Raw genomic sequence first — 22,326 nt, forward strand, 5'->3', positions numbered from 1 at the left:
TCACCGTCAGATCACCGGATGGGACAATGCGGGAAACCGACCTCATCTTTATCCACCAAGCCGGGAGGGATGGACGGGTCCTCCGGAAGCATCCGGTACAACCCGGTAATGCCAGGTTCCAGCACGGTTCTTCCCGGAAGGGAGTACTGGCAGAAGAAGAGTTTTGAATCACACGCACCAAATAGTATGATTACTTTCACAACCGGGCCCCTTCCGGTCCGGGAACAGGTGCAAACCGTGACGCTGGCTAAAGGCTGTGTGCTCTGCTACCAGGGCGCAAAGATGGTGCTCTTTGTTACGGGACGCTGCCACCGCTCCTGCTGGTACTGCCCCCTCTCTTCGGAGCGGAAGGGGACGGACACGGTCTTTGCCAACGAGGTCCCCATCGATGTCCCGTCTCAGATCATCGAGGTGGCGGAGAGCATGAGCGCACTCGGAACCGGGGTCACGGGAGGCGAACCTCTCCTCTGCCTCGACAAGGTGATGGAATACTGCCGGATGCTCAAGGACCATTTCGGCCCTGACCACCAAATCCACTTGTATACCGCACAAGCACCGACGGATGAGGAACTCGAAAGGATGCAGGGTCTTCTCGATGAGATCCGCCTCCACCCACCCCGGGAATGCTGGGACACCTTTCTCGAAACCGATTTCCTGCGCTCGGCGAAAAGAGCCAAGGAGATGGGCTTTGACATTGGGATCGAGGTGCCAGCGCTCCCCGGGCTTGAACTCCTGATACCTGCACTCCCGTACCTCGATTTCCTCAACGTCAACGAACTTGAGTGGGGCGAGACCAATGCCTACGAGATGAGGAAGAGAGGCTACGAGCTGGCCGACGAACTGCACAACGCCATCGACGGTGCAAAGGGGTGGGCCGCTGAGTTGTGCCGGCACGACAAGGTGCACTGGTGCTCCTCGGGCTTCAAGGACTCCGTCCAGCTCCGGGAACGCCTGAAGCGGATCGCACAGAACACGGCCCGCCCGTTCGATGAGATCACGGACGACGGCACCATCGTCTACGGTGTCCTTGAACCCCTGCCGGGACAAAAAGACGCCCTTGCCCGGTTCTGCAGGGAGAGGCTGGAACCAGATAGTTTCGAAGACTGTGGCGACAGCATCGCGATGGCATGGTGGCTCCTTGAGAAATATTCCGACGAACTGCCCGGGAAAAAATATGTGATCGAGCGTTACCCGCACGGAGGTATGGTCGTGGAGATGACCCCGCTTTGATCGTAAGGGATCTGATCGAACCGCTCTATGAACAGCATCTCGTACGGCAGTGCCGGCATATCCCCAACCACATCGCCATCATCATGGACGGCAACCGCCGTTATGCAAAGATGTTCGGACTCGACACTGCTGATGGCCACCGGGCCGGTGCGGACAAGACCGAGCGGATGCTCGACTGGGCGCACGAGCTGGGTGTCCGGCATATTACGCTGTACACGTTTTCAACGGAGAATTTCTCCCGGCAGCAGGATGAGGTGGGCGACCTGTTCGCCCTTTTTAAAGAGAAGTTCATCAGCGTGCTCACCGATGAGCGGGTTACACGGTATAAGATTCGTGTCCAGATGGTCGGGGACCCGTCGATGCTGCCGGAAGACCTCCTTCAGGCGGTCCGTGCAGCAGAAGAGGCAACGAAAGACCATACGGGTTTCCACCTCAACATCGCGCTTGCCTATGGAGGGAGAAATGAGATCGTCCTCGCCGCCCGGGAGATCCTCGATGAAGTCCGGAAGAACGGCGCCGATCCGGACAGCATCGATGTCCGCATGGTCGAGGAGCACCTGCACCAGGGAAAGGGGATACCTCCCGTCGACCTGATCATCAGGACCGGCAATGAATGCCGCACCTCGAACTTCCTGCCGTGGCTTGCAAACGGGCATGAATCGGCGGTCTATTTCTGCGCCCCATACTGGCCGCTGTTCCGGAAGATCGATCTCCTGCGTGCCATCCGCATCTACGACCAGAGGATTGCCGCACAGAAATGCTGAACGTCTGTCCTAGATATCCCGGTATACAATCGCTTACTATATTTCTTTTGAGCGCCAGATCAACAGTTGATCGGTCATGACGGCAAAGATGGAACAGAGTCTGAAATGGCACGAGACCACGGTAGTCCTGAGGGAGGACATCTTGGCACAGGCACAGGCATCCGGCCTGGACATCAACGACCTCTGCAACCGGGCACTTGCCAGCGCAGCCGGCATCCGCTATATCCCGCAGATGCCCGTCGGTGTACCGGCTACGGCACCCGTCATCATCGCGCATAATGGTGCAGCCGCTGCCGGGGATGTAATCCTACCCGTGAACTCGGCTGCTGGTATCCACCCCGTCATCAATGCGGATGATCCCCAAGCGGTCACCACGGTGAAACGGGTGCCGCGGCCCCCGGCACAAAAAGCGCCTGCCACATTGCCCGGGCGGGTCTCTTCACTGGAAAAGACGCCGAAGGCCCCGGCCGTTCCGGCAACCGCTCCACATGTTGAAAAACCCAGAAAACCGGAGAAAATGCCTGAAAAGAAGGGAAAGGGATCGGCAATAAAAAAATTCGTCGCAGAGGCCATCGTTCGCGAGGATGCGGAAGAGAGTCATGTGACGAAAGATATCCTGTACCAGGCCTTTGCCCGGTGGTGCCGTGAGCTCAGGATCACACCGGTCCCGGACCGGAGAGCCATTACCGTCACCCTCAAGAACCAGTTCGCCCTGAAAGAAAAGACGATCAACGGTGAAGCGTCGTGGGTGAACGTCCGCCTCAAATAAACCGTTATTTCCCGAAACGCCGTACCCGTGACTGGTAGTCCCGCAGCACCCGCAGGAAGTCGACCTTCCGGAACAGTTTCCAGTTCACATCGGAGAAGAAGAGCTCTGAATAGACCGATTGCCAGATGAGGAAGTCGGTGAGATAATCACCCCCGCTCTTGATCACAACATCCGGTGTATAATGGAAGGTCAGGTAGGACTCGAGCAGTTTTTCATCCACGGAAGCGGGAGATACATGGTCTTTTGCCATCTTCCGGATGCACGCGGTGATCTCCTCCCTCCCGCTTTTACCGATCGCAACGATAACGTCCATGCCTGTGCCGGAAATTTCCTGCCGGTCACCGACGTGGAGGACAAGGCGGGCAATCGTGCTGATCTTCCGGATCTCCGGCAGGTACTGCTCCATGGTTTCGGGAGCCGGTGTGGCAATATGGAACACGAGACTGCGTATCCTGGCAGGTGGCAGGGACGTGTGCCGGGAACCGTACGCGGATATCTCGTTGCACCATGCCGTGACCGTATAGAGATTGCCCGGTGCATCCGCAAGATCCTGCCCGCTGATCATGAAGCAGACGTGCGCAGGCAGTTCTGTAATCTGCCGCTTGAGCAGCTGTGCGTAAAGCCAGTAGATCATTTATTACCTATTATTGCCGGTCACAGGTAAATATCCTTGAGGGTGATGAAGAGGCAGAGGATATACAGCAGGGTCACGAGCGCAAACACGATCCTTTGCACAGCGATGAGAAACGTGGTCCCGAAGAGTGTTGCAAGGGAGGGAAGGGTCATCTCTTTCCGGGAGGATGACAAAAGACAATCACCACACCGTTCACGACGGGAAGGCCGGGGAGAACAACCGTTACCGGGGAACGGGCAGCCGAACGGTCAGGATTGGTCCGCGACCGGTAAAACCGGTGTCCGGAGTTCCAGTCGGCAAGACAGGAGAGATTATAAACATTCTGATGAAATGAACAACCAATAAATGTATTCATATAAGACAGGAGTTGCACAGATTGACCGGGTCTCCGGTGGTTTTGAGGCAGGGACCAAGATCCTCATCCGTGCTCCTCCCATGAGGTATGCCGACCAGATTGCATATGCTCTTACAAAACCACTCCAGGGAGAATACGCCATCGTTCTCTCTACCAACGAACGGACAGCAGAAGTTGTTGATGCCTTCAAACTGGCCGGCGCAGACAAGCGGTTTATCGGCGTTATTGATGCCATCACCAAAAGTTCCACACCCGGTATTTCAGTTATTGGCGGGAGCCGGAAATCGATGGGACTGCGGGTGCATGGTGATGTCATGAGGCAGGTATGCTGACGTTCATCGGCCTCGGGCTCTTTGATAAAACCGACGTCTCGGAAAAAGGGCTCCGGCACATCCGGGCTGCTGACTGTATCTATCTTGAGAGTTATACCTCGCGCCTCGCAGGTACATCCCGCGAGGAACTCGAAGCCTGGTACGGGAAGCCGGTTACTCCCCTCTTCCGCGAATATGTTGAGCAGCACCCGGATGAACTGCTCGCGGAAGCGCAGGAGAAGGATGTCGTGTTCCTCTGCGCCGGTGACCCCATGGTCTCGACCACCCACGCGGATCTCCGCATGAGGGCCGCTGCCCGTGGCATAAGGACTGCGATCGTGCATGCCGCATCCATTTCCAGTGCAGTCTGCGGTCTCTCCGGTCTCCAGAATTACCGGTTCGGGAAGTCCTGCTCCCTCCCGTTCCCGCAGAAGAACTGGTTCCCGACGACACCTCTCGATGTCATCCTTCAGAACCTTTCCCTCCGCCTCCACACGCTCGTCTATCTCGATATCCAGGGGGAACGCTTCATGACCGTTCCCGAAGCGGTCGCACTCCTGGAACAGATGGCCGCAGAACGGCAGGCACAGATCCCGCTCTATGTGGGTATCGCCAGGGCAGGATCCGATGAACCGTTTGTCCGGGCCGGTACGGCAGAGACGATACAGTCCGTGGATTTCGGCCCGCCGCTCCATATCCTTGTGATCCCGGCGGAACTGCATGACATGGAACGCGAATACCTAGAGATGTTTGCCGGCCTATGAATATCCCGCAATGCCAGGCCCTCCTTGCCGTCACCCTTGCAGACGCCCGGTGCAGTGCCCCAAAAGAATCGCTGAACGGGCGCACCGGGCAGTCAGTACTCCGGATGGCGTCTGCGTACGAAAGCGATGGAAAGACGTTCATGACCGGCGGGGATCCTGTTAATGCACTCGCAGCGTTCATGTACGGCCTCGGGTGGCTGCACTGCGGCATCGCATCCGGCCTGCTTGTTACTGCCGGAGGCAGGTCTGCATGCCCGTTTGGCGGGAGGTTCGAACCCGTCCCGGCTGCCCAGTACGTGAAACTTGACGAGAAAACAGGGCGATATGCACGATTGCTGGACACCGCGATCGCTTCAGTTACGCCGTCCCCGGATCCCGGGACACCGGGATATGCATTTGCCGTGCATGTCCGTTTCATCGCAGGGTTGTACCTACACTATGGGAAACAGCAGGCATCCTCCAGGAGATGTGAGGAAGCGCTTGCCTGCTTCAGTTACGGTCACGGGTGGCTCGACGCCGGGGTCGAGACCGGCCTCTTCTCCATTCTTGCAAACAGGGAAATGTTCACGGTGGACTGAACCCGGGACGATGTGTTTTGCACGATGCGTGAATCCGGGTTATTATAAAAAGGTATATACTATGCCTCATAACCGGTTAAGATAACAACCGCCAAGGCGGGCATCGCAGGACGTGATCACCGTGGAGAAATCACAGCTCAAATGGCTCTATATTTCCGTGGGTTTCTCCCTTGCGGTTCTCATTATTATCCTGTATTTTACCATCAACGAGAATACTATCACCTATATCAGGAAGATCAATCCCCTCTTCCTTCTCCTCGCGTTCCTCACTCACCTGCTGACCATGTGCTTCTGGGCGATGCGGATCAAGAAGATGTCCGGCTCGCTCGGCTACCGCATCGGGTTCTGGTACAGCCTGAACCTCGTCTTTGCCAACCTGCTTGCTTCTGCAATCACCCCTGCACAGGCGGGTGGGGAACCCGTCAGGATCCACGAGCTCTACAAGGCAAACATCCCCCTTGGGGATGCGACAGCAGTGGTTATCATGGAGCGGGTGCTTGACGGCATTGCGCTCGCGGTACTGGCGGCATTTGCCATGATCGTCTTGACCGACCAGTGGAAGAGCCTGGGTGCGGTCTCCGAGATCATGGTCTTTGTCACGTGGATCTTTGTCGCCGGATGCCTGTTCCTTTTCTACCTTGCCATCCGCAGGCCTGACGTGGTGAAAAGAGTTGTCAACCGCTGCACGGTCTGGCTGACAAAGACTTGGGAGAATGCCCGGGTCGAGGAACTCTTAAAGCGGGCGGACAAGGAGATCGACAACTTCCATGATGCGGTCATCAAGTTCGTCCATACGGCCAAGGGCGGCCTTGTCTGGGGGATGCTATTTACGCTCCTCTACTGGGTCTCCGAGATTGTCACCGCCTCCCTCATCCTCGTCGGGCTTGGGCAGCCCCCCCTCTTCCTTGAATCCTTCGTGATCCAGCTGATCCTCGCGATCCTGATGATGTTGCCCCTGACTCCCGGGAGTTCGGGTATTGCCGAAGTCGGCGCAACGTCCATGTACGCACTGTTCATCCCGGCATCCGTTGTCGGCATATTCGTCGTGCTCTGGCGCATCGTCCTCTATTACTTCAATATCGCACTCGGTATCCTTTCCAGTATCATCATCGTGCGCAGGGAAGCCAGAGACAGCCTCGATGAGAAGGCCTGACCACCGAACCCTTATCAATGCGAACGGCAATCACTGTGCACAGGCATGACACTGGTCCGGTGCGAGGTCAAAGGCGTATTCATGGCCATCAGCGAAGCAGCCACCGTCCCCCTCGTGATACTCTCTGATGGCACTGGCCGCCTCCTGCCGATATTTATCGGCATCTGGGAAGCAGTATCCATTAACAGTGCAAGGAACAGGGAAGTGCTGCCCCGGCCGTTCACCCATGATCTCTTTCTCGACCTGTGCGGAAAATTTTCCATCTCCATGCGCTTTTTGCAAATCGACAGCATAGAAAACGGCGTGTATTATGCCCAGCTCGTTTTTGTCAACACGAAGCACGAGGAGTATCTCGACTGCCGCCCGAGCGATGGCATTGCGCTGGCACTCCGGGGCAATGTCCCGATTTTTGTAGAAGAGAGCGTGCTTGCTTCGGCAGCACAGAAAGATGGAGACCTGCCGCACGTGGTCGACCTCACTTCGTTCCTTCAGAAGTAAAATCGTATTATTTCCTGCGGTGCTCCAGTTCATCCATCACATCGGACAGGTCGACTCCTGCCGCCCGGAGGGCGACAAGCAGGTGGAAGAGGAGGTCCGCCGCCTCGCTGGCAGTACTCCCGGAGACCCCGTTCTTCACCGCAAGGATGAACTCGGTCGACTCCTCCCCCACTTTTTCCAGCACTTTGTCGATCCCTTTTGCGTCCGTAAGCAGCCGAGTGGTGTAGGATCCTTCTTTCGGGTGATCTGCACGGTCGCAGATGACCGCCCAGATCTCGGCAATGACCTGGGGATCGGCCGTCGTTTTCATGATGCCTCTTTCTCCAGCAGTACTTCTCCGACTTCGAGTCCGTAAAACCTTCTGCAGAGGATGCGCGCCTTCTCGATATTACACCCTCCCTTCCCGATCGCAATACCAAGGTCGCTCCTCTGCCGGACAAGCACATTCACCGGCCCGTTCTCCGCATTCCTTTCAACCCCGATAATCTCAGCAGGCTTGAAGATGTTGGCAATGAACGCATCCGGAGTATCGGCAAATTCGACCATCTCGATCCGTTTGCCGAGCACGTTCTGAAGTCTGCGGATATTCTCACCCTTTTTTCCGATCGCAAGACCCATGTCACCCTGCCGGATTACGTAGATCACCCGGTCGAACCGGTCGTCAATCACGCAGTCAAGCGCCGTTGATTTGGTGAGAATCCGCAGTTCTTCAATATACCTTCGTTCTTTAAAGCCGATATTGCGCTCCATGGTAAAATCAATCCTATTGTATCCGCTGATTCAAGGATATTCGAGATTTGACAGCTGAATGGGTCTGGTGAACCCGGCTTCTGCACTGTGATTTTATGAAATGATCACACTGCTATTTTAAAAAAGTTGTGAAGAGTGCGCGGAAAAGATTAGTTGTAGGTATAGGTGACCGAAACTTGCGCGGTCACGGTCACGTCACCGGGCTGGACGGGGGTCGTGGCCAGGGATTTGGCTGCTCCTGTGGTATCTATCTGGTAATTGGAATAGGTCACCGGCATATAGCCCTGGGTGATATCAACTGTTCCCATACCGGTGATATTGACACCGAGCGCACCGGCAACGGTGTCCGCGTCAGACCGTGCGTTTGCTACCGCCTTTTTCAGGGCATCACTCCGGAGTGAAAGGGCCTGGGCATCAGAGAGCATGAACTGGATGGAGTCTGCCCGGTTGACGCCGTTTGCGACGGCGATATCGATCACTTCCCCGGTCCTGCTCACATCATGGAGCGTAACCGTCAAGGTGTTGGTCACCTGGTAGGTCTTGACCTTGGGGTTCAGGATGCCGCTGGTGGAATCGTCATAAATCGCATAGATGTTATAGCCGGTGGTCTTGAGAGCATCCCGGGGGATGCCGGCAGCAACAAGGGCATCGATCACTTTGGACATCTGTGCGGCATCGTCTGCCTGTGCAGTCTTGACATCCGCGTTCTCGGTCTGGACGGAGAATGTCACCTGAGCCCGGTCGGGAGTGCCGATCACATTCCCGCTGCCGGAGGCATGGATTACTTTATCAGTTGTCGAGTCAGCTGATGCAGCGGAAACGCTGCCGACTACGGCCATCATGAAGATGGCAAGGATGGCACCGAGATAAGTCAGTCTTCGTATCATGGTATTCACATGATCTTGACCCGGAATGAGGTTAAATCTTACTTTGACTGCGAATCTGGTCGCAGTTATGAAAAGTGGTGCACGAGAAAGTACAATATCTCCGAGAGTCAATAGTAGAAACGATCGAGCATGGGAGCAACAATCGTAGAGAAGATCTTCTCACGGAAATGTGGCAGGGACATACGGGCAGGCGAAGTGGTCATGGCCCCGCTTAACGGGGCAATGATACACGATATTACCGGCCCGCTTGCCATCCAGAAGTTCTACGAGATGGGCGGAACAAAGGTCTTTGACCCAGAGCGCGTCATCATGCTCTTTGACCACCAGATACCCGCGGACTCCATCGAGGCGGCAAGCAACCATGTCTACATGCGGAAGTTTGCCGCGGAGCAGGATATCCACAATTACGATATCAACGAAGGGGTCTGCCACCAAGTGACGATCGAGAAAGGGCGGGCCGCACCGGGCGAGATTGTCGTAGGTGCGGATTCCCATACCTGTATGTACGGCGCAACCGGGGCATTTGCAACCGGTATCGGGTCGACCGACATGGGGTTTGTCCTGAAGTTCGGCGCCCTCTACTTCAAGGTGCCGGAGACGATCCGTGCGGAAGTATCAGGAAAATTCCCAAAAAGGGTCGGGGCAAAGGACCTGATCCTCTCGATTGCAGCAGATATCGGTGCCGATGGCGCGACCTATAAGGCAATTGAATTTACCGGGAAGACCGTCAGGAAACTCGACATGTCGGGCAGGATGACCCTCTGCAACATGGCGATCGAGATGGGGGGCAAGGCAGGCATTATCGCGCCGGATAAAGTGACGTGGGAGTACATGAAGGGCCGGCGGAAGATGAAGCCGTTCGAACTGGACAGCGACCCCGACGCGAAGTTTGCCGAGAGGCGATCCTACGATGTCTCGGACCTCGAACCGCAGGTGGCCGTCCCGCACAACGTGGATAATGGTGTGCCGGTTGGCAAGGTGGCTGGAACGCACGTCGATCAGGTCTTCATCGGTTCCTGTACGAACGGGCGTTTCGAGGACCTCGCGGAAGCAGCAGAAGTGCTCGGGAAGAAGAAGTTCAGCCCGGAGTGCAGGGTCATCATTATTCCGGCTTCCCGCGATGAGTACCTGAAGACCCTGAAAGCCGGGCTCATCGAAAAGTTCGTGAAGGCGGGGGCACTGGTCGAGGCGCCCTGTTGTGGACCGTGTATGGGCGGAGCGTTCGGCCTGATCGCACCCGGCGAGGTCTCGCTCTCAACCTCCAACCGAAACTTCAGGGGACGCCAGGGGAGTACGGAGGGCAAGGTCTATCTCTGCTCCCCCGCAACCGCAGCGGCAAGCGCGATCTCGGGCGAGATCGCCGACCCACGGGAGGTGTGACGATGGCAGCGAAAAAGTCAGCACCGGTAAAAAAGGTCGTCGTGAAACTGCCACAGGCAGCACAGAACATGCGAGCCTGGAAGTTCGGGGATAACATCGACACCGACGCGATCATCCCGGGCAGGTTCCTCACCATCAACAACCCGGAAGAACTCGCAAAGCATGCCTTTGAAGGCACCCGGGACGAGTTTGCGAAAAAGGTACAGGAAGGGGACGTGATTGTTGGCGGCCGGAACTTCGGCTGCGGCTCGTCCCGCGAACATGCCCCGCTCGCCCTGATGGGGGCCGGGGTAAAGGTCGTGGTGGCACGGTCGTTTGCCCGGATCTTCTTCCGGAACTCGATCAATGTCGGGGTGCTCCCCGTGGTCTGCCCGGAGGCGGATAAGATCGTCGACGGGGCAAACGTTTCCCTGAAGATCGGGGATGGGTACCTTGAGGCGGACGGAAAAAAGTATACCATCGAGCCCGTGCCGGCGTTCATGCAGGGCATCATCGATTCCGGTGGGCTCGTGGACTATGCGAAGAACTTAAAGGAGGCGCCGGTATGTACCGGATAGCGTCAATCGGCGGGGACGGGATCGGCCCGGAGATCATGGCCGAGGGAAAGAAGGTACTGGAAGCCGCTGGCGAGACGTATAACTTCGATATACAGTGGACGGACTTCGACATCGGTGCGGACCGCTATATTCATTCGGGCAAGCTCATCACCGAAGAGGAGTTCGAAGAACTCGCAAAGTTCAGGGCGATCTATTTCGGCGCCATCGGGGACGGGCGGGTGAAGCCGGGGATCCTGGAGAAGGGGATCCTGCTTGCGCTCCGCTTCCGGTTCGACATGTACGTCAACCTCCGCCCGATCAGGCTCCTTGACGGGGTCGAAACTCCGCTTGCGAATAAAGGTCCAAAGGACATCGACTTCGTGGTAGTCCGCGAGAACACCGAGGACTTCTATGTCGGGATTGGCTCGCGGTTCAAAAAGCACGAAAAGAAGGAACTGAACGTTATCCGCGACATCTACAGCGTGAAGTTCGGCCTTGACGTGGAGAGCGACGCCGAGGAGATCGCGTACCAGATCGGGGTCATCACCCGCGAAGGAGCACGCCGGGTCCAGATCTACGCGTTTGACCTTGCCATGCAGAGGAGGAAGAAACTAACCTCGGTGGACAAGGCGAACGTGCTCTCTGACGTGTACGGCCTCTGGCGGGACGTGTTCACCGAGACCGCGAAGTCCTATCCCGATGTCACGACCGAGTTCAATTTCGTGGACGCAATCACCATGTGGTTTGTCAAGAATCCGGAGTGGTTCGATGTCGTGGTCACGCCCAACATGTTCGGCGACATCATCACCGATCTCGGCGCCATGATCCAGGGGGGCCTCGGGCTTGCACCAGGTGGCAACATCAACCCGAAGGGGACCTCCATGTTCGAGCCCATCCACGGCTCGGCACCCAAGTACAAGGATCTGGGCGTTGCAAATCCTATCGCCACCATCTGGGCCGGTTCCCTGCTGCTCGATCATATCGGCGAGCACATGGCGGCGGTAGCAGTGGTCACTGCCATCGAGCAGAGCATCAGGGACGGCGTGGTGACAAAGGACCTAGGCGGCACGGCACGGACCACCAAGGCCGGCTCATATATCGCCGACTGCGTGCGGAAAGGGAAATAATTCTCATTTACCCCTGCTCTTATAAGGAACGGACCAACGGTCCTTAGTGGGGGCATCATTTTCCCGCTCCATACCCACCCGGTTGGCCGGACAGCTCACTTCAGGTTTTCCTGCGATGCCGCAGATATATCCTCATCATCATCCTCGTCCGATGATTTCGAGAGGATGGAACGAAAATACCCCCGGGGCCCTTTTGCCTGCCGGCCGGCAACCCGTGCCCGGTACTCACTGACCGTCTGGACACCGGAAACATCCTTGATGAGGAACTCCGCCTCTGCACGGCCTTCCTCGACCGCCATCCTGTCGGTGACATCCATCAGCGACCCGGCAATCGCAACGGTCTTCCCATTCTTTACCACCGGGATCTCATTGACATCCACCCAGCACTTCCGCCCGTCATGGGTGGCCATCTCCAGACGGTATGGCGGCTCCCGGCGCCCGGAGGCAATGGCCCGGATCGTCCGCTCAAGGCCAGAAGCGTTCATGGGATGATCGGTGAGGTAATCGGTCCAGGTCCGTTTTCCCTCACCCGGGCGGCAACCGAGCAGGTCACGGATCCTCGGGCTGACAAAGACCATCAGATGGTCAGTCGTGTGGGTGTAATACATCTGGCTGCCACTCTCAAGGACGAGCATCAACTCCCCATCCCGTTTCCGTATCGCCTTCTGCTCGTTCTTGAGCGGCGTGATGTCCCTGCCGATTGCAACGATGGAGACGACCGTCTTGTCATCACCAAGAACGGACTTTGCCGACCAGCTGATGCAGCGCATCCCTTTCTTCGTCTGAAGCCACTGTTCGACGATGCAGGCATACGGGGGGCGAAACAGCTTGGTCATCTGGGTAGCGATTACGTCAGAGTAACGCTCTTCGGTCACCGGCATGAAGATGCTGTTGACAAGTTCTTCCCGGGGTTTCGCGACAGTTTCGCAATAGGCCTTATTGACAAAAAGGAGCCGGCCTTCAAGATTAAACCTGACAATAAGATCCTGCTGGTTCTCGATAAGATCCCGGTATTCTGCATCCGTGGTATCCATTTCTGACCGCCGTTACCTGTGCCGGTTCACTCCTGTATTACCGGAGAGTAAGGAGGGGTGTGCTCCACTTATGATCATCTGTTGCGGAACTATTAATGTTGCACGATACTCACGGAAAAAAGGAGGCGGAATGACGAGGATCGCAGGTGACGGTCGATCACGCCATGTTACTGAAAGGTTCAGACAACCGCACTGATCTTCTGCTGGTCTTCCGCGGCCCTGCGGATCTTGACAGCAGGTGTTTCTGGAATCTTCACGATGGGAACTGACCTTTCCTTCCCGTAGATTACAGCACGGAGCATGGCCAGAGAGAGGGTGAAATTGCCAGTCTCGAACAGATCAATATTCAGCGCCTTACCTGATACGGAGACGTGTGCAAGACCACGGGTCAACCCGAGATACTCATTCCAGTTGCGGGTAAGCTCCTCGACCTGTACATACATCCTGCCTGAGACTGCTTTTGCCAGATCGGGCTTCCGGATTGCATACCGGTTCCCGAGAATATGCAGTTCAACGATATCGTGCACTACTCCCTCGCTGTCGAGTGCCCCTGACCTTGTTCGCTGGAGATAGCCTGCTTTTTCCATCATACACGACCACCTTCTGTCGTATAATGGCGTTGCCGCAGTGGGTATATAGTCTCCCGGCATGCGCAGGGTGAAAGTGAAAAAAACCCGGACGTGAGGCAGGAAGTATTTCCCACCGAGATACAACTAGAATCAGGTTTTCCGGTCCATGCAGGCGTTCAGCACAAGCTCAACAAACGCAAGTGTACCGTTGATCCCTGCGAGCGGGATGGGGAACAATCTTACGCTCCCCCGCAGAGGGGGGATAATCCCCACAAATGCAGCATCTCCGCGGATGGAGCGCTCAAACGACGACCCGATCACCAGATCGGGATGATGTGCCTGTATCAGTTCCCTGACCTGCGAAAGGCTTCCCGACTCCTGTATCGGGTAAGCAGACCCGTTCACCCTGTTTCGCGAACCGATGCAGCAGATGTCCGCATCCAGATACTGTTCGAGCATGCGTGCAGCGAACATGGCATATGCATACCCGGCAAAAATGGCCACAGACGGAGGGTCGTACCGGTGCAGGTATTTGTCACACGCCCGCACAACCCGTTCCTCCTGCATCTCCAGTTCCGCGAGAACCAGATCGCTGTCGGACCCATCGATTTTATCGACAATTTTTGTAAAGGTGGCACGGATCTCATCGAATCCCAGCGTCCCGCCAAGATACTCGCCGACACCGGATGCAAAATCCCTGTTGGTGCCAACTGTGTAGGCCGATGCATGGTAGACCCTGTCAAGCCGGTCCTGGCAGAACACGGTCCCGACCGGAACCGATGCCATCGCAAACAGCCGTATCACCTCATGAACGTTTCCTCCGGAGAACGGATCAAACAGGCACGCACCATCGATATTCACGCCACCGGCACCTGGATCGAGCCGGGGTTCCAGCATCGCGAGAGCTTTCGAATACCCGGTCTCAACATCACCGGAAAATCCCGGACTGTCGACGAGGATTACGTTATGTCCTTCGAGCATGGACCGGATGTCCTCACCGAGAATGGCGGGAACGCAGGTCGTAATTACCGCGATCCTCTTTCCGGTCCCGGAGAGCCCGCCGATCACTTCCAGGAGCCGGTCCTCCGACCCGAAGATCACATCGTTCTCAAGGATAAATGTCCCGTGAAGCGGGGCGTGGAGGAGGGTGGTCGGGTAATAGTAGCACCCGCTGGAGCCATGGATGACAACCGCAACTCCCTCGAACCCTGCAAGACAAGCTGCTGCACCGGTCATCGCACATGGCCAGAGCGGATTATCACATTCAGGCATGGATCGCCCGCCTCCAGCGGTGGAGCATCCGCCGCGTTCCGGCAGTGCCTACCGCAGCACTGACGGGCAGGCGGACACTGTACCCGTCAGTTCCCATCGAGAGATCCAGTGCACGTGCCAGTTCTTCAGCGGCCCTGATATCATCTGGCCCGGAAAGGGATCGGTCGAAGGCTGCATGCGATCGCCGGAGATCAGTAAAACCGGCGATCATCTCGGATTGCCGGGCCCGCTCTCCTTCAGCAGCCCGATACTCGTCAATACCACAGGCTTCTGCCACGGATCCGATGAACGAGAGCGTTTCCGAAAGGCCGAGAGGGAACGATGAGACGTAAGGGATGTCAAACCGGTCCCGGAGGTACTCGCCAACCGGTATAAGCGTAGGGCTTCTGAGGATGTTGAGCTGTGCCGCACCGAGCATGGAAAGCTGGTTATAAGTGATATCATGCACGAACCGCAGGTTCACGGACAGTCCCAGCAGGGAGAGAAGCCGCGCAATCTCGGCATAGTTTTCCTCTACTTCGTATTCAAGGTTCATCTCCCCGATGATATTAACCCCCCCGTCTTTCCCGCACGGGACGGCGTTATCCGCAAGCGCAATGAGAGCGTTGTTCACCCCGTCCTGGAATGTCCCCCCGAGAAAACCTGCTGTCGGTATGGGCACGACCGGAACGCCGTATTCTTCCATGCAGACACCTTCGATATCGTCCCCGATTGTATCGACAATACAGGTAGAGAGCACAAAAACGGCACGCACATCCCTTGCTGCAGCATTCCTGATAGCACGCCGGAGTGCTTCTTCGCCGCCAAAAACAACATCGGATTCTGACAACCCGGTCGATACCAGTTCCGGCATGACGGCATGGTCATTATCGAGCCAGGTCGCATGGAGCAGGGATACGTTATGATGGCTGCACCCTTTGGGGCCATGGACAACGGTAACGGTATTGCGGATATGGGACGTCACCGAGATTGCCCCAGTGAGGGTACAGCCGCCGAGCCTAGAAGAATTCACGGGCAAGGGATTCAAGCTCATCGATCTCAAGGGGAGTCGGTATGGTTAACCGGTTATTTTCCATGATACGCTGTGCAAGGGAGCGGTAATGACCCGCCTGGACCGAGTCCGGGCGGTATTCGATCACGGTCTGCCGGTTCATCTCGGCCTCCTGAACGATGTGGTCACGGGGAATATACTGCACCATCGAGCTGTTCACCCGCCGTGCAAATGCGGTGACCAGTTCCTCTTCCCGGGGCTGGTCCTTTGCATTACAGATCACACCGGCGAGCCGGCATTTGCTCTTTACCCGGGACGAGAGACGCTGGATGGCCTTGCAGATGTTATTTGCGGCATACAGGGACATCAGTTCTCCGGAAGTAACGAGATAAATCTCCTGTGCGTACCCTTCCCTCATCGGCATGGCGAACCCGCCGCAAACCACGTCCCCGAGCACATCGTAGACAATAACGTCGCCTTTAAGAGCCCCGAATTTCTCGAGGATCTGGAAGGTGGCGATAATTCCCCGTCCTGCACATCCTACACCAGGTTCCGGCCCTCCGGCCTCGACACAACGAATACCGTTGTATCCGGTAAAAACAATATCCGAAAGAGAGATTGCTGTCTCCCCCCGAACCCGGACAAGGTCCATGACGGTCGGGATAAACCGGCCCTGCATCAGCATCCGTGTGCTGTCCCGCTTGGGATCGCAGCCGATCTGCAGAACAGAGAGCTCCCTCCCGGAGAGTGCAGCAGAGAGGTTGGCCGAGGTAGTGGATTTCCCGATACCTCCTTTCCCGTACAGGGCGATCTGCTTCATCACCGTACTATGGGGCGGCAATTTATATTAGATCTCCTGATGTTAACAAAAGTAAACTTGTGTTGGCGGAATATATTACGGGCATATCCTGCCTCCCGGTTCCCGACCCGGTTTTCGCACTACCAAAAAATAGTGGTGGATTGGCAAAGGCACTGGTTCTTTCCGATCTCCGCAGTATCAGAGTATATTTAGGTGACAGGAACAATAATCGTATCTGCCATGGATTACCTGCAAACCCTGCTCAAATTCGTAGCAGGGGGGAGCATTATTGTCGGGGTAACGCTCCTTGCCCAACAGGCAAACCCCCGGTACGGAGGCATTCTTGCTGCGGCGCCCATTATAACCACTCTTGCATTTCTCTTTACTTATAACGAGGTTGGCAGCGCCACTGCCCAGCAGCTGGTCCTGGGGACCTTCTTCTTTGCCATCCCGTCGCTGGTGTTCCTCATTTCCCTGTATTTCCTCATGAACCGTTTCGGTTTCCTGGAAAGTCTCAGCGTGGCGTACGGCATCTGGATCGGATGCGTGCTCGTTATCCGTCAGATAATTCCTGGTATCTGATACGGGCTGCGCAATGCGGGGAGATCAGTCGGGACCACGGAGCAGGGCAAAAAACAGCATCACAACCGGGATCACTTCCAGTCTGCCGACCCACATCACCACAATAAAGATCCATTTCGAAATGAACGGCATATCCGGGGAGACATAACCGGTATTAATACCGCAGGTTGAGAAGGCTGAGACGACCTGGAAGACGATTTCCGTTATGGAAAAAGTTGTGAGATGGTACTGCATGACAGCGAGGCTCGCAATGAAGATGGTGACAACGGAAAGGATGATGATCAGCATATTCTTCGCCGTCTCCAGCTCTGCGGTCGCTTTCGGTATGACCCGGCCCTCGATCTTCAGCGGTACGAGGACTTTCCCGCTCACGTACAGCCGCCGGAACCACCACAGGAGTGCCCGGTAGGCAAATGCGACCCTGTCGATCTTGATCCCCCCGGACGTGCTCCCGGTTGTGCCCCCGATGAAGGTGAGCATCGCAAGGAAGAGCAGGGTGACACTTGCCCACGTCTGGAGAGCCACAATCTGGAAACCGGTGCTCGTCAGTGCCGATACCGCCATGAAAAGACCCTGCATGAGGGCCGGGATCGTATCGAGATTGGAGAAAAAGATCAGATCGTAGGTCAGCACCACGGTTCCCGCACCAAGGAAGAGGAAGAACAATTTCACCTGCTCATCCCCAAAGAGGCTCCAGCGGCGGTGTTCCAGGATCAGGAAATACAACTTGAACGGCAGGGCACCCGCGATCATGATGGGGATGAGCAGGAGTTCCAGCGCAACACTGTTATAATAAAGAATGCCCCCATTGTGCAGGGTGAACCCGCCGGTCGAGATGGCCGAGAGGGCAAGGTTGACCGATTCCCAGAGCGACAGTCCGGTGAACAGGATAAGACCAATGGCACAGAAGGTAAGAACCGCGTAAATTTTCCAAAGGGAGCGCCCGGCAGCAACAATGCTGGGCATCAACGGTTCTTCCCTCCCCTCATTACGGAAGATCTTTGACCGGAACAATCCCGTGCTGCTGGCAAGGGCGACGGTGAATGCAATGATCCCGATGCCGCCGACCCACTGCATATAAGAGCGCCAGAACAGGAGCGTGTCGGGAGCTGTATCGAGCGAGCGGATCATGGAAAACGAGGTACCTGTCCAGCCGGCCATACCCTCAAAAACAGCGTCCGTGAATCCCATATGCAGGCCGAGCATGAACGGGATGCCACTTACCATGGCACAGGCAAACCAGAACAGTGCAACCGAGCACAGAGAGGTGGAAAGCCGGCTGCTCTGACCGCTGTGGGGAAGGTTTTTCAGGACCCTGCCGGTGATGAAAAACAGTACTGGTACGGTTGCCATGGGCAGAAGCATATTCCACTCGGAGAAGAGGACGGCAACGATGAGGGGGACGCATGTTACCGGCGCGATGAAGGTAAAAATATCACCAAGATCTGCGATGATCGTTGAGAGATACCCGAGCCGGCGCATCACTATTGGGTTAATCCCCGTGCTCTATTAGTGTTTGCCCGGATATGCAGGATTGCAGGGAAAAAAGATGTGAGATTTTGGTCTAGGCCTTGTTCGTCCAGAGGCCGTGGACATTGCAGAATGCCCGGGCCTTGACACTGACATCGGAAATACAGAACTCAGCCTCCGGTTTATCACCCGGCCTGAGTTCGTGGACAAAGACGTTTGCACCGGACCGCACTTCGATCCATTCGATATAATGCTTCTCTTCCATGGGATGGGGAACCGACCCGACTTTTACGATGATCCCCTTTGCTGATTTTTCAACGACAGGAACATGTTTCTCCTTGCCTGTATCGTCCATCTTCTCAGGCTGGAGGGTCATAGGCTGCCCGCAACAGACCATAGTGCCTCCGGAAGCATGGACTACTTTTGTCGTGTTCCCGCATACGCCGCATTTGTATACTTCAGATAGTTTTGTCATAAGCTACTCTCCATTCCTACACAATCTTCATTTCCTTATGCTTCTTCAATATATCATCCGCAAGCCGGTTGAGCGCCACTACTGCTGCCTCATCTGGCATTCCTTTGATGACTACCGGTTCAAGGACCTCGACCTTGACATGGTCCAACATCTTTACGATCATCTCGGCTGATTTACCCCCCCAGCCAAAGGAGCCGATCACCGAGGCAAACCGCACCTTTGGTTTCAGGACGTTTGCGAGGTACGTGGCATAGACAACCTGCGGGTGGGGCCCGAAGAGCACCGTCGGCGTTGCAACAACGATCGTCGACGCATCCACGAGGGAATACGCCAGCTCACCGATATCTGTGTGCGTGAGGTTGAACGGTTTCACATCGATTCCCCGCTCGATAAGTGCTGCCGTAAGGTGATCCACCATCTTCCGGGTGCTGCCATGCATCGAGACATAGGGGATGACAACCACGTTTTTGACATCGTCCGAAACCCAGTCGGCATAGGCATCGAGGATCATCTTCGGGTTGCGGTGGACCGGTCCGTGGCTGGGTGCGATCATGGCGGGGTTGAGTTCCCTGACCTTCTGCACGTAACCCTTGATGCTGCTCCTGAACGGCATCATGATCTCGGCGTAATACCGTTTTGCCGACCGGTATGCCTCCGCTTCATTCGTCACGTACAGCTCGCTCGACGCGGCATGGAACCCGAAGAGGTCGCACGGGAACAGGATCCGGTCTTCCTCAAGGTATGTGATCTGCGTTTCAGGCCAGTGAGTCCATGGGGTCAGGAAAAACCGGAGGGTCCGGTCACCGAGCGAGAGTGTCTCTCCGTCTTTTACCACCTGCATCGTTTCCGGTTGGATCTGGAGCAGGGAGACCAGCAGGTCGCGGCATTTTTCATTCGTCACAACTCTTGCCATGGGATACATCTCGAGGACCATGGGAAGGGAGCCCGAATGGTCCTGTTCAGCGTGGTTGATGACGATATAATCGATCCGTTCGATACCGAGTTTCAGGAGGTTGACGATCAGTTCCTCCTCCTTTGCCGGGTCAACTGTATCGATCAGTGCAGTCTTGTTGCTCCCCCGAATGAGATACGAGTTGTAACTCGTACCTTCCGGCAGTGGGATCAATTCGTCGAAGATCCTCCGGTCGAAGTCCAGTGCCCCGACCCAGTGGATCCCCTTGGCAATTTCGCGTGATACCATGACTTCACTCCTTCACGAATTCGTTCTTTGCGGCAAAACAGATCGGGCACTGCCAGTCGTCCGGAAGAGCAACAAATGCCATCCCGGGGGGGAGATCCTGTCGGGGTTCCCCTTTTTCTAGGTCGTAGACATGCCCGCATACTGAACATACATATCGGTCCATAAAAGTCCCCTAAAAGGTTTAGGTATTACAGAATGGCGTCATGCCGTTAAAAATGGTTTCGATAGTGCATGCGGGGGAAACAATGCAGTTATGCGCAGGACCGGGTTACGGATCAGGATTCGCATAAATCCTGTAACGGTTGACAAAAAAGTGGAAAGACTGGTTTTTCCGTGCAGCCATTTCAAGTGAGAAGGACTTGAGGATCTCGAACATGAAATCGATCCGGGAATCGAATTTTTTGGGAATGCGGGCATTGAAATCCTCCTTCGTCAGGTCATCTGTGGATGGCAGGTCCGCAATACCCAGTTCCTGCGCAACGCCCCCGGTAATCCCGGCATAATACCAGCTCTCGATCTCCCGGATCACGATCACGATACTGCCCCCGTCAATATTGCTGAACCGGCAATAGAGGATCTGCTTTTTATCCCGGACTGAATGTTCGAAATCAATATCCGCGACGAAGATGTAGTCGTTCTTCATCAGGCTGACGCTTTTTAAAAACTTGTTCACCTTCTCGCGCCTGATGCAGGCATACGGTACGATCTCGACCGAGTCATACCGGGGTGCGAGGAGGGGTTTTATAATGCGGCCGAAGAACCGGACGTCATCCTCTCCCTCGACCATGATGAACAAGCGCTTTTTCATTCACATTCCCAGCAGGTTCTGGATGTAGAGTTCCTCGATGCCGATCTCGTTTTCAAGAAACGTCCTGACCTCATCCTTGTCAGCAGGCCGCGAGACAACGGAATACCCCTCATTGTCGCGGGAGATTAGGAGGATATCATCAAGACGGGTATGCTTGACGACTTCCGTGCTGTGGGTGGTGACCATGATCTGTTTTTTCGCCGAGGCTTCTTTCATCATGCCCATGAGCCGGGCAACAAGGAACGGATGGACATGGCTTACCGGATCCTCGATGATGATGAGGGGTTTGTCCTCAAAATAGAGTGCGATGATCAGGGCAAAGATCATGATCGTCCCGTCAGAGAGGGAGGATGCGGGCAGGTCATGGCTCTTTACATATCGCTCGCGAAGGGTAAGGATGAGCGAAACGTCCATGAACTTCTGCACCGAGAAGTCCTCCACAAAGGGGAGGGTGTCGCGGAGCAGGTTGGAAAACTTGCGCTTCTTCTCCGGGTCCTCAATGATCTTCTTCAGCACGAGGGCAAGGTTCCCTCCGTCTGCCTCAAGTTCCCGTTTGCCGGTAATGACGACGCCTTTCTTCGACAGTTTCGGGTCGATATCGTACACGGTAATCCGGTCAAAAAATTTATCGAGGTGCGGGAGCGGAAAACCATAGATCGTCTCGAGGAGGAGGGTCTTCTCCGGCAGGTGCTTGTTGCGGAAGAAAACCGGTATGATATCGTCCTCTCTGAGCGGGCACCCTTCAGGGATATGGACCGTATAGTGGATCTCGCCGTTCTCATTCGAGACCTCGATCTCTCCCCTGCCGATTGGCTTGCCTTCAACAATCGTGGTACCTTTACGCCGACAGGTCGAGATCTCGCAGCCGATTTTGAGCCGGTCCCGGATGATGGTAAATTCATCAGCCCGCCCGCTGAACCGGAGGGCAAATTCATAGGATGACTCGCAGGCCTTCATTCCAAGGAGGGATGATCCATTCAGCTTGTTCCCGGCAAATTCCATGGTGCTTTCGGGAATGTAGCTGACGCTGATGACGAGGTCGCGTGTCGTGCCGATCTTTGCATTCCTGAGGTACTCTGCACCACCCTGCATGGCAATGGCGTTCACAGTCCCGGACGTCGCGATATCGTGCAGGAACCGGAAGATACTGATGAAATTGGATTTGCCGGCTGCATTCGACCCGATCACGACATTGAACCGGGCAAGGTCAATATCGAGCCCGGAAAAACTCTTGAAATTTTCCACATGGATCTGCTGTATCGGCATGCATATTCCTTACGTCATCGTCACCCTTGTACAAAAAGAACATATTGGTCTGGAGCGGATGCGTGAAACTCCGGGTTCGGAGTGGTTGGTTCAGATTCTGCACCGGAACTATCTGTCAGGGAA

At 55.7% G+C, this 22,326-nt stretch carries 28 protein-coding genes; 12 read left to right on the forward strand and 16 right to left on the reverse strand.

Translation table 11 applies throughout. The features are described 5' to 3' along the window. Nucleotides 1-186 precede the first annotated feature (186 nt). From ABSG49_RS08030 to ABSG49_RS08040, 3 genes are all read left to right on the forward strand, one after another. A complete protein-coding gene (locus tag ABSG49_RS08030) occupies nucleotides 187-1,230 on the forward strand; it encodes a radical SAM protein (RefSeq protein ID WP_424025759.1) in 1,044 nt (347 codons plus the stop codon). Beyond that, nucleotides 1,230-1,994, forward strand: coding sequence for a polyprenyl diphosphate synthase (uppS, locus tag ABSG49_RS08035; protein ID WP_424025760.1), 765 nt, complete (start codon nucleotides 1,230-1,232; stop codon nucleotides 1,992-1,994). The genes ABSG49_RS08030 and uppS overlap by 1 nt, the downstream gene beginning before the upstream one ends. 76 nt (nucleotides 1,995-2,070) lie before the next feature. After that, the gene (locus ABSG49_RS08040; protein ID WP_424025606.1) at nucleotides 2,071-2,763 is read left to right on the forward strand and encodes a hypothetical protein; all 693 of its coding nucleotides are present in this window, start codon (nucleotides 2,071-2,073) and stop codon (nucleotides 2,761-2,763) included. A 4-nt stretch (nucleotides 2,764-2,767) separates the two neighbouring features. Here ABSG49_RS08040 and ABSG49_RS08045 read toward each other — a convergent pair whose 3' ends face one another. Both ABSG49_RS08045 and ABSG49_RS08050 read right to left on the reverse strand, forming a co-directional pair. Continuing rightward, nucleotides 2,768-3,397: an undecaprenyl diphosphate synthase family protein gene (locus ABSG49_RS08045; protein ID WP_424025607.1), complete on the reverse strand. Its 630-nt coding sequence runs from the start codon at nucleotides 3,395-3,397 to the stop codon at nucleotides 2,768-2,770. Between the two features lie 20 nt (nucleotides 3,398-3,417). Further along, on the reverse strand, nucleotides 3,418-3,549 hold the full coding sequence (locus tag ABSG49_RS08050) for a hypothetical protein (RefSeq protein WP_424025608.1): 132 nt from the start codon (nucleotides 3,547-3,549) through the stop codon (nucleotides 3,418-3,420). Between the two features lie 193 nt (nucleotides 3,550-3,742). Here ABSG49_RS08050 and ABSG49_RS08055 point away from each other — a divergent pair, with 193 nt between their 5' ends. From ABSG49_RS08055 to ABSG49_RS08075, 5 genes are all read left to right on the forward strand, one after another. Beyond that, entirely contained in the window at nucleotides 3,743-4,084 is a 342-nt protein-coding gene (locus tag ABSG49_RS08055) for a hypothetical protein (RefSeq protein WP_424025609.1), read from the forward strand. Beyond that, a complete protein-coding gene (gene dph5 / locus ABSG49_RS08060; protein ID WP_424025610.1) occupies nucleotides 4,078-4,827 on the forward strand; it encodes a diphthine synthase in 750 nt (249 codons plus the stop codon). Before ABSG49_RS08055 ends, dph5 begins: the two co-directional genes overlap by 7 nt. Continuing rightward, nucleotides 4,824-5,405, forward strand: coding sequence for a DUF357 domain-containing protein (locus ABSG49_RS08065; RefSeq protein WP_424025611.1), 582 nt, complete (start codon nucleotides 4,824-4,826; stop codon nucleotides 5,403-5,405). Before dph5 ends, ABSG49_RS08065 begins: the two co-directional genes overlap by 4 nt. A 121-nt stretch (nucleotides 5,406-5,526) precedes the next feature. Next, the gene (locus ABSG49_RS08070; RefSeq protein ID WP_424025612.1) at nucleotides 5,527-6,558 is read left to right on the forward strand and encodes a lysylphosphatidylglycerol synthase transmembrane domain-containing protein; all 1,032 of its coding nucleotides are present in this window, start codon (nucleotides 5,527-5,529) and stop codon (nucleotides 6,556-6,558) included. Between the two features lie 45 nt (nucleotides 6,559-6,603). Beyond that, the gene (locus tag ABSG49_RS08075; protein ID WP_424025613.1) at nucleotides 6,604-7,056 is read left to right on the forward strand and encodes a bifunctional nuclease family protein; all 453 of its coding nucleotides are present in this window, start codon (nucleotides 6,604-6,606) and stop codon (nucleotides 7,054-7,056) included. A gap of 7 nt (nucleotides 7,057-7,063) precedes the next feature. On the opposite strand, the gene hisE is transcribed toward ABSG49_RS08075, so the two are convergent. From hisE to ABSG49_RS08090, 3 genes are all read right to left on the reverse strand, one after another. Then, nucleotides 7,064-7,366 (reverse strand): phosphoribosyl-ATP diphosphatase, encoded by a 303-nt coding sequence (gene hisE / locus ABSG49_RS08080; protein WP_424025614.1) that lies wholly within the window; start codon nucleotides 7,364-7,366, stop codon nucleotides 7,064-7,066. Beyond that, nucleotides 7,363-7,806, reverse strand: coding sequence for a NusA-like transcription termination signal-binding factor (locus ABSG49_RS08085; RefSeq protein WP_424025615.1), 444 nt, complete (start codon nucleotides 7,804-7,806; stop codon nucleotides 7,363-7,365). Before ABSG49_RS08085 ends, hisE begins: the two co-directional genes overlap by 4 nt. Nucleotides 7,807-7,955: 149 nt before the next feature. Continuing rightward, nucleotides 7,956-8,693: an SIMPL domain-containing protein gene (locus ABSG49_RS08090; protein ID WP_424025616.1), complete on the reverse strand. Its 738-nt coding sequence runs from the start codon at nucleotides 8,691-8,693 to the stop codon at nucleotides 7,956-7,958. A 129-nt stretch (nucleotides 8,694-8,822) separates the two neighbouring features. On the opposite strand from ABSG49_RS08090, the gene ABSG49_RS08095 reads away from it, so the two are divergent. The 3 genes from ABSG49_RS08095 (at nucleotide 8,823) to ABSG49_RS08105 (ending at nucleotide 11,736) form a co-directional block, all read left to right on the forward strand. Then, entirely contained in the window at nucleotides 8,823-10,073 is a 1,251-nt protein-coding gene (locus ABSG49_RS08095) for a 3-isopropylmalate dehydratase large subunit (RefSeq protein WP_424025617.1), read from the forward strand. Between the two features lie 68 nt (nucleotides 10,074-10,141). Next, the gene (locus ABSG49_RS08100; protein ID WP_424025761.1) at nucleotides 10,142-10,630 is read left to right on the forward strand and encodes a 3-isopropylmalate dehydratase small subunit; all 489 of its coding nucleotides are present in this window, start codon (nucleotides 10,142-10,144) and stop codon (nucleotides 10,628-10,630) included. After that, on the forward strand, nucleotides 10,618-11,736 hold the full coding sequence (locus ABSG49_RS08105) for an isocitrate/isopropylmalate dehydrogenase family protein (RefSeq protein WP_424025618.1): 1,119 nt from the start codon (nucleotides 10,618-10,620) through the stop codon (nucleotides 11,734-11,736). Before ABSG49_RS08100 ends, ABSG49_RS08105 begins: the two co-directional genes overlap by 13 nt. A gap of 95 nt (nucleotides 11,737-11,831) precedes the next feature. Here ABSG49_RS08105 and ABSG49_RS08110 read toward each other — a convergent pair whose 3' ends face one another. From ABSG49_RS08110 to cfbC, 5 genes are all read right to left on the reverse strand, one after another. Further along, complete coding sequence (locus ABSG49_RS08110) at nucleotides 11,832-12,770, reverse strand: PAS domain-containing protein (RefSeq protein WP_424025619.1); 939 nt, start codon at nucleotides 12,768-12,770, stop codon at nucleotides 11,832-11,834. 179 nt (nucleotides 12,771-12,949) lie between these two features. Further along, nucleotides 12,950-13,360: a hypothetical protein gene (locus ABSG49_RS08115; RefSeq protein WP_424025620.1), complete on the reverse strand. Its 411-nt coding sequence runs from the start codon at nucleotides 13,358-13,360 to the stop codon at nucleotides 12,950-12,952. A 129-nt stretch (nucleotides 13,361-13,489) separates the two neighbouring features. Beyond that, complete coding sequence (locus ABSG49_RS08120; protein ID WP_424025621.1) at nucleotides 13,490-14,611, reverse strand: nitrogenase component 1; 1,122 nt, start codon at nucleotides 14,609-14,611, stop codon at nucleotides 13,490-13,492. Next, nucleotides 14,604-15,623: a nitrogenase component 1 gene (locus ABSG49_RS08125; protein WP_424025622.1), complete on the reverse strand. Its 1,020-nt coding sequence runs from the start codon at nucleotides 15,621-15,623 to the stop codon at nucleotides 14,604-14,606. The genes ABSG49_RS08120 and ABSG49_RS08125 overlap by 8 nt, the downstream gene beginning before the upstream one ends. Further along, nucleotides 15,610-16,422, reverse strand: coding sequence for a Ni-sirohydrochlorin a,c-diamide reductive cyclase ATP-dependent reductase subunit (gene cfbC, locus ABSG49_RS08130; RefSeq protein ID WP_424025623.1), 813 nt, complete (start codon nucleotides 16,420-16,422; stop codon nucleotides 15,610-15,612). Before cfbC ends, ABSG49_RS08125 begins: the two co-directional genes overlap by 14 nt. A gap of 219 nt (nucleotides 16,423-16,641) precedes the next feature. Here cfbC and ABSG49_RS08135 point away from each other — a divergent pair, with 219 nt between their 5' ends. After that, nucleotides 16,642-16,983, forward strand: a complete 342-nt coding sequence (locus ABSG49_RS08135; RefSeq protein ID WP_424025624.1) for a GlpM family protein — start codon at nucleotides 16,642-16,644, stop codon at nucleotides 16,981-16,983. Nucleotides 16,984-17,007: 24 nt separating this feature from the next. On the opposite strand, the gene ABSG49_RS08140 is transcribed toward ABSG49_RS08135, so the two are convergent. The 6 genes from ABSG49_RS08140 to ABSG49_RS08165 form a co-directional block, all read right to left on the reverse strand. After that, entirely contained in the window at nucleotides 17,008-18,465 is a 1,458-nt protein-coding gene (locus tag ABSG49_RS08140; protein WP_424025625.1) for a TrkH family potassium uptake protein, read from the reverse strand. Nucleotides 18,466-18,547: 82 nt separating this feature from the next. Beyond that, the gene (locus tag ABSG49_RS08145; protein WP_424025626.1) at nucleotides 18,548-18,928 is read right to left on the reverse strand and encodes a desulfoferrodoxin; all 381 of its coding nucleotides are present in this window, start codon (nucleotides 18,926-18,928) and stop codon (nucleotides 18,548-18,550) included. Between the two features lie 16 nt (nucleotides 18,929-18,944). Continuing rightward, nucleotides 18,945-20,129, reverse strand: coding sequence for an FprA family A-type flavoprotein (locus ABSG49_RS08150; protein ID WP_424025627.1), 1,185 nt, complete (start codon nucleotides 20,127-20,129; stop codon nucleotides 18,945-18,947). A 4-nt stretch (nucleotides 20,130-20,133) separates the two neighbouring features. Beyond that, nucleotides 20,134-20,292 carry a rubredoxin gene (locus tag ABSG49_RS08155; RefSeq protein WP_424025628.1) on the reverse strand — a complete coding sequence of 53 codons (159 nt, stop codon included), beginning with the start codon at nucleotides 20,290-20,292 and terminating at the stop codon, nucleotides 20,134-20,136. Nucleotides 20,293-20,397: 105 nt separating this feature from the next. Continuing rightward, a complete protein-coding gene (locus ABSG49_RS08160; protein ID WP_424025629.1) occupies nucleotides 20,398-20,937 on the reverse strand; it encodes a hypothetical protein in 540 nt (179 codons plus the stop codon). After that, a complete protein-coding gene (locus ABSG49_RS08165) occupies nucleotides 20,938-22,203 on the reverse strand; it encodes an AAA family ATPase (RefSeq protein ID WP_424025630.1) in 1,266 nt (421 codons plus the stop codon). Between the last annotated feature and the right edge of the window lie 123 nt (nucleotides 22,204-22,326).

This window comes from Methanoregula sp., assembly GCF_049510175.1.
Classification (GTDB): Archaea; Halobacteriota; Methanomicrobia; order Methanomicrobiales; family Methanospirillaceae; genus Methanoregula.

Excerpts from the sequence above, each read along its gene's own strand:
- ABSG49_RS08030 (WP_424025759.1), top strand. The coding sequence starts at position 187 with ATGATTACTTTCACAACCGGGCCCCTTCCGGTCCGGGAACAGGTGCAA.
- ABSG49_RS08040 (WP_424025606.1), top strand. The coding sequence starts at position 2,071 with ATGACGGCAAAGATGGAACAGAGTCTGAAATGGCACGAGACCACGGTA.
- ABSG49_RS08045 (WP_424025607.1), bottom strand. The coding sequence starts at position 3,397 with ATGATCTACTGGCTTTACGCACAGCTGCTCAAGCGGCAGATTACAGAA.
- ABSG49_RS08050 (WP_424025608.1), bottom strand. The coding sequence starts at position 3,549 with ATGACCCTTCCCTCCCTTGCAACACTCTTCGGGACCACGTTTCTCATC.
- ABSG49_RS08055 (WP_424025609.1), top strand. The coding sequence starts at position 3,743 with ATGTATTCATATAAGACAGGAGTTGCACAGATTGACCGGGTCTCCGGT.
- dph5 (WP_424025610.1), top strand. The coding sequence starts at position 4,078 with ATGCTGACGTTCATCGGCCTCGGGCTCTTTGATAAAACCGACGTCTCG.
- ABSG49_RS08065 (WP_424025611.1), top strand. The coding sequence starts at position 4,824 with ATGAATATCCCGCAATGCCAGGCCCTCCTTGCCGTCACCCTTGCAGAC.
- ABSG49_RS08075 (WP_424025613.1), top strand. The coding sequence starts at position 6,604 with ATGACACTGGTCCGGTGCGAGGTCAAAGGCGTATTCATGGCCATCAGC.
- hisE (WP_424025614.1), bottom strand. The coding sequence starts at position 7,366 with ATGAAAACGACGGCCGATCCCCAGGTCATTGCCGAGATCTGGGCGGTC.
- ABSG49_RS08085 (WP_424025615.1), bottom strand. The coding sequence starts at position 7,806 with ATGGAGCGCAATATCGGCTTTAAAGAACGAAGGTATATTGAAGAACTG.
- ABSG49_RS08090 (WP_424025616.1), bottom strand. The coding sequence starts at position 8,693 with ATGATACGAAGACTGACTTATCTCGGTGCCATCCTTGCCATCTTCATG.
- ABSG49_RS08095 (WP_424025617.1), top strand. The coding sequence starts at position 8,823 with ATGGGAGCAACAATCGTAGAGAAGATCTTCTCACGGAAATGTGGCAGG.
- ABSG49_RS08100 (WP_424025761.1), top strand. The coding sequence starts at position 10,142 with ATGCGAGCCTGGAAGTTCGGGGATAACATCGACACCGACGCGATCATC.
- ABSG49_RS08105 (WP_424025618.1), top strand. The coding sequence starts at position 10,618 with ATGTACCGGATAGCGTCAATCGGCGGGGACGGGATCGGCCCGGAGATC.
- ABSG49_RS08110 (WP_424025619.1), bottom strand. The coding sequence starts at position 12,770 with ATGGATACCACGGATGCAGAATACCGGGATCTTATCGAGAACCAGCAG.
- ABSG49_RS08115 (WP_424025620.1), bottom strand. The coding sequence starts at position 13,360 with ATGATGGAAAAAGCAGGCTATCTCCAGCGAACAAGGTCAGGGGCACTC.
- ABSG49_RS08120 (WP_424025621.1), bottom strand. The coding sequence starts at position 14,611 with ATGCCTGAATGTGATAATCCGCTCTGGCCATGTGCGATGACCGGTGCA.
- cfbC (WP_424025623.1), bottom strand. The coding sequence starts at position 16,422 with ATGAAGCAGATCGCCCTGTACGGGAAAGGAGGTATCGGGAAATCCACT.
- ABSG49_RS08135 (WP_424025624.1), top strand. The coding sequence starts at position 16,642 with ATGGATTACCTGCAAACCCTGCTCAAATTCGTAGCAGGGGGGAGCATT.
- ABSG49_RS08140 (WP_424025625.1), bottom strand. The coding sequence starts at position 18,465 with ATGCGCCGGCTCGGGTATCTCTCAACGATCATCGCAGATCTTGGTGAT.
- ABSG49_RS08145 (WP_424025626.1), bottom strand. The coding sequence starts at position 18,928 with ATGACAAAACTATCTGAAGTATACAAATGCGGCGTATGCGGGAACACG.
- ABSG49_RS08150 (WP_424025627.1), bottom strand. The coding sequence starts at position 20,129 with ATGGTATCACGCGAAATTGCCAAGGGGATCCACTGGGTCGGGGCACTG.
- ABSG49_RS08155 (WP_424025628.1), bottom strand. The coding sequence starts at position 20,292 with ATGGACCGATATGTATGTTCAGTATGCGGGCATGTCTACGACCTAGAA.
- ABSG49_RS08160 (WP_424025629.1), bottom strand. The coding sequence starts at position 20,937 with ATGAAAAAGCGCTTGTTCATCATGGTCGAGGGAGAGGATGACGTCCGG.
- ABSG49_RS08165 (WP_424025630.1), bottom strand. The coding sequence starts at position 22,203 with ATGCCGATACAGCAGATCCATGTGGAAAATTTCAAGAGTTTTTCCGGG.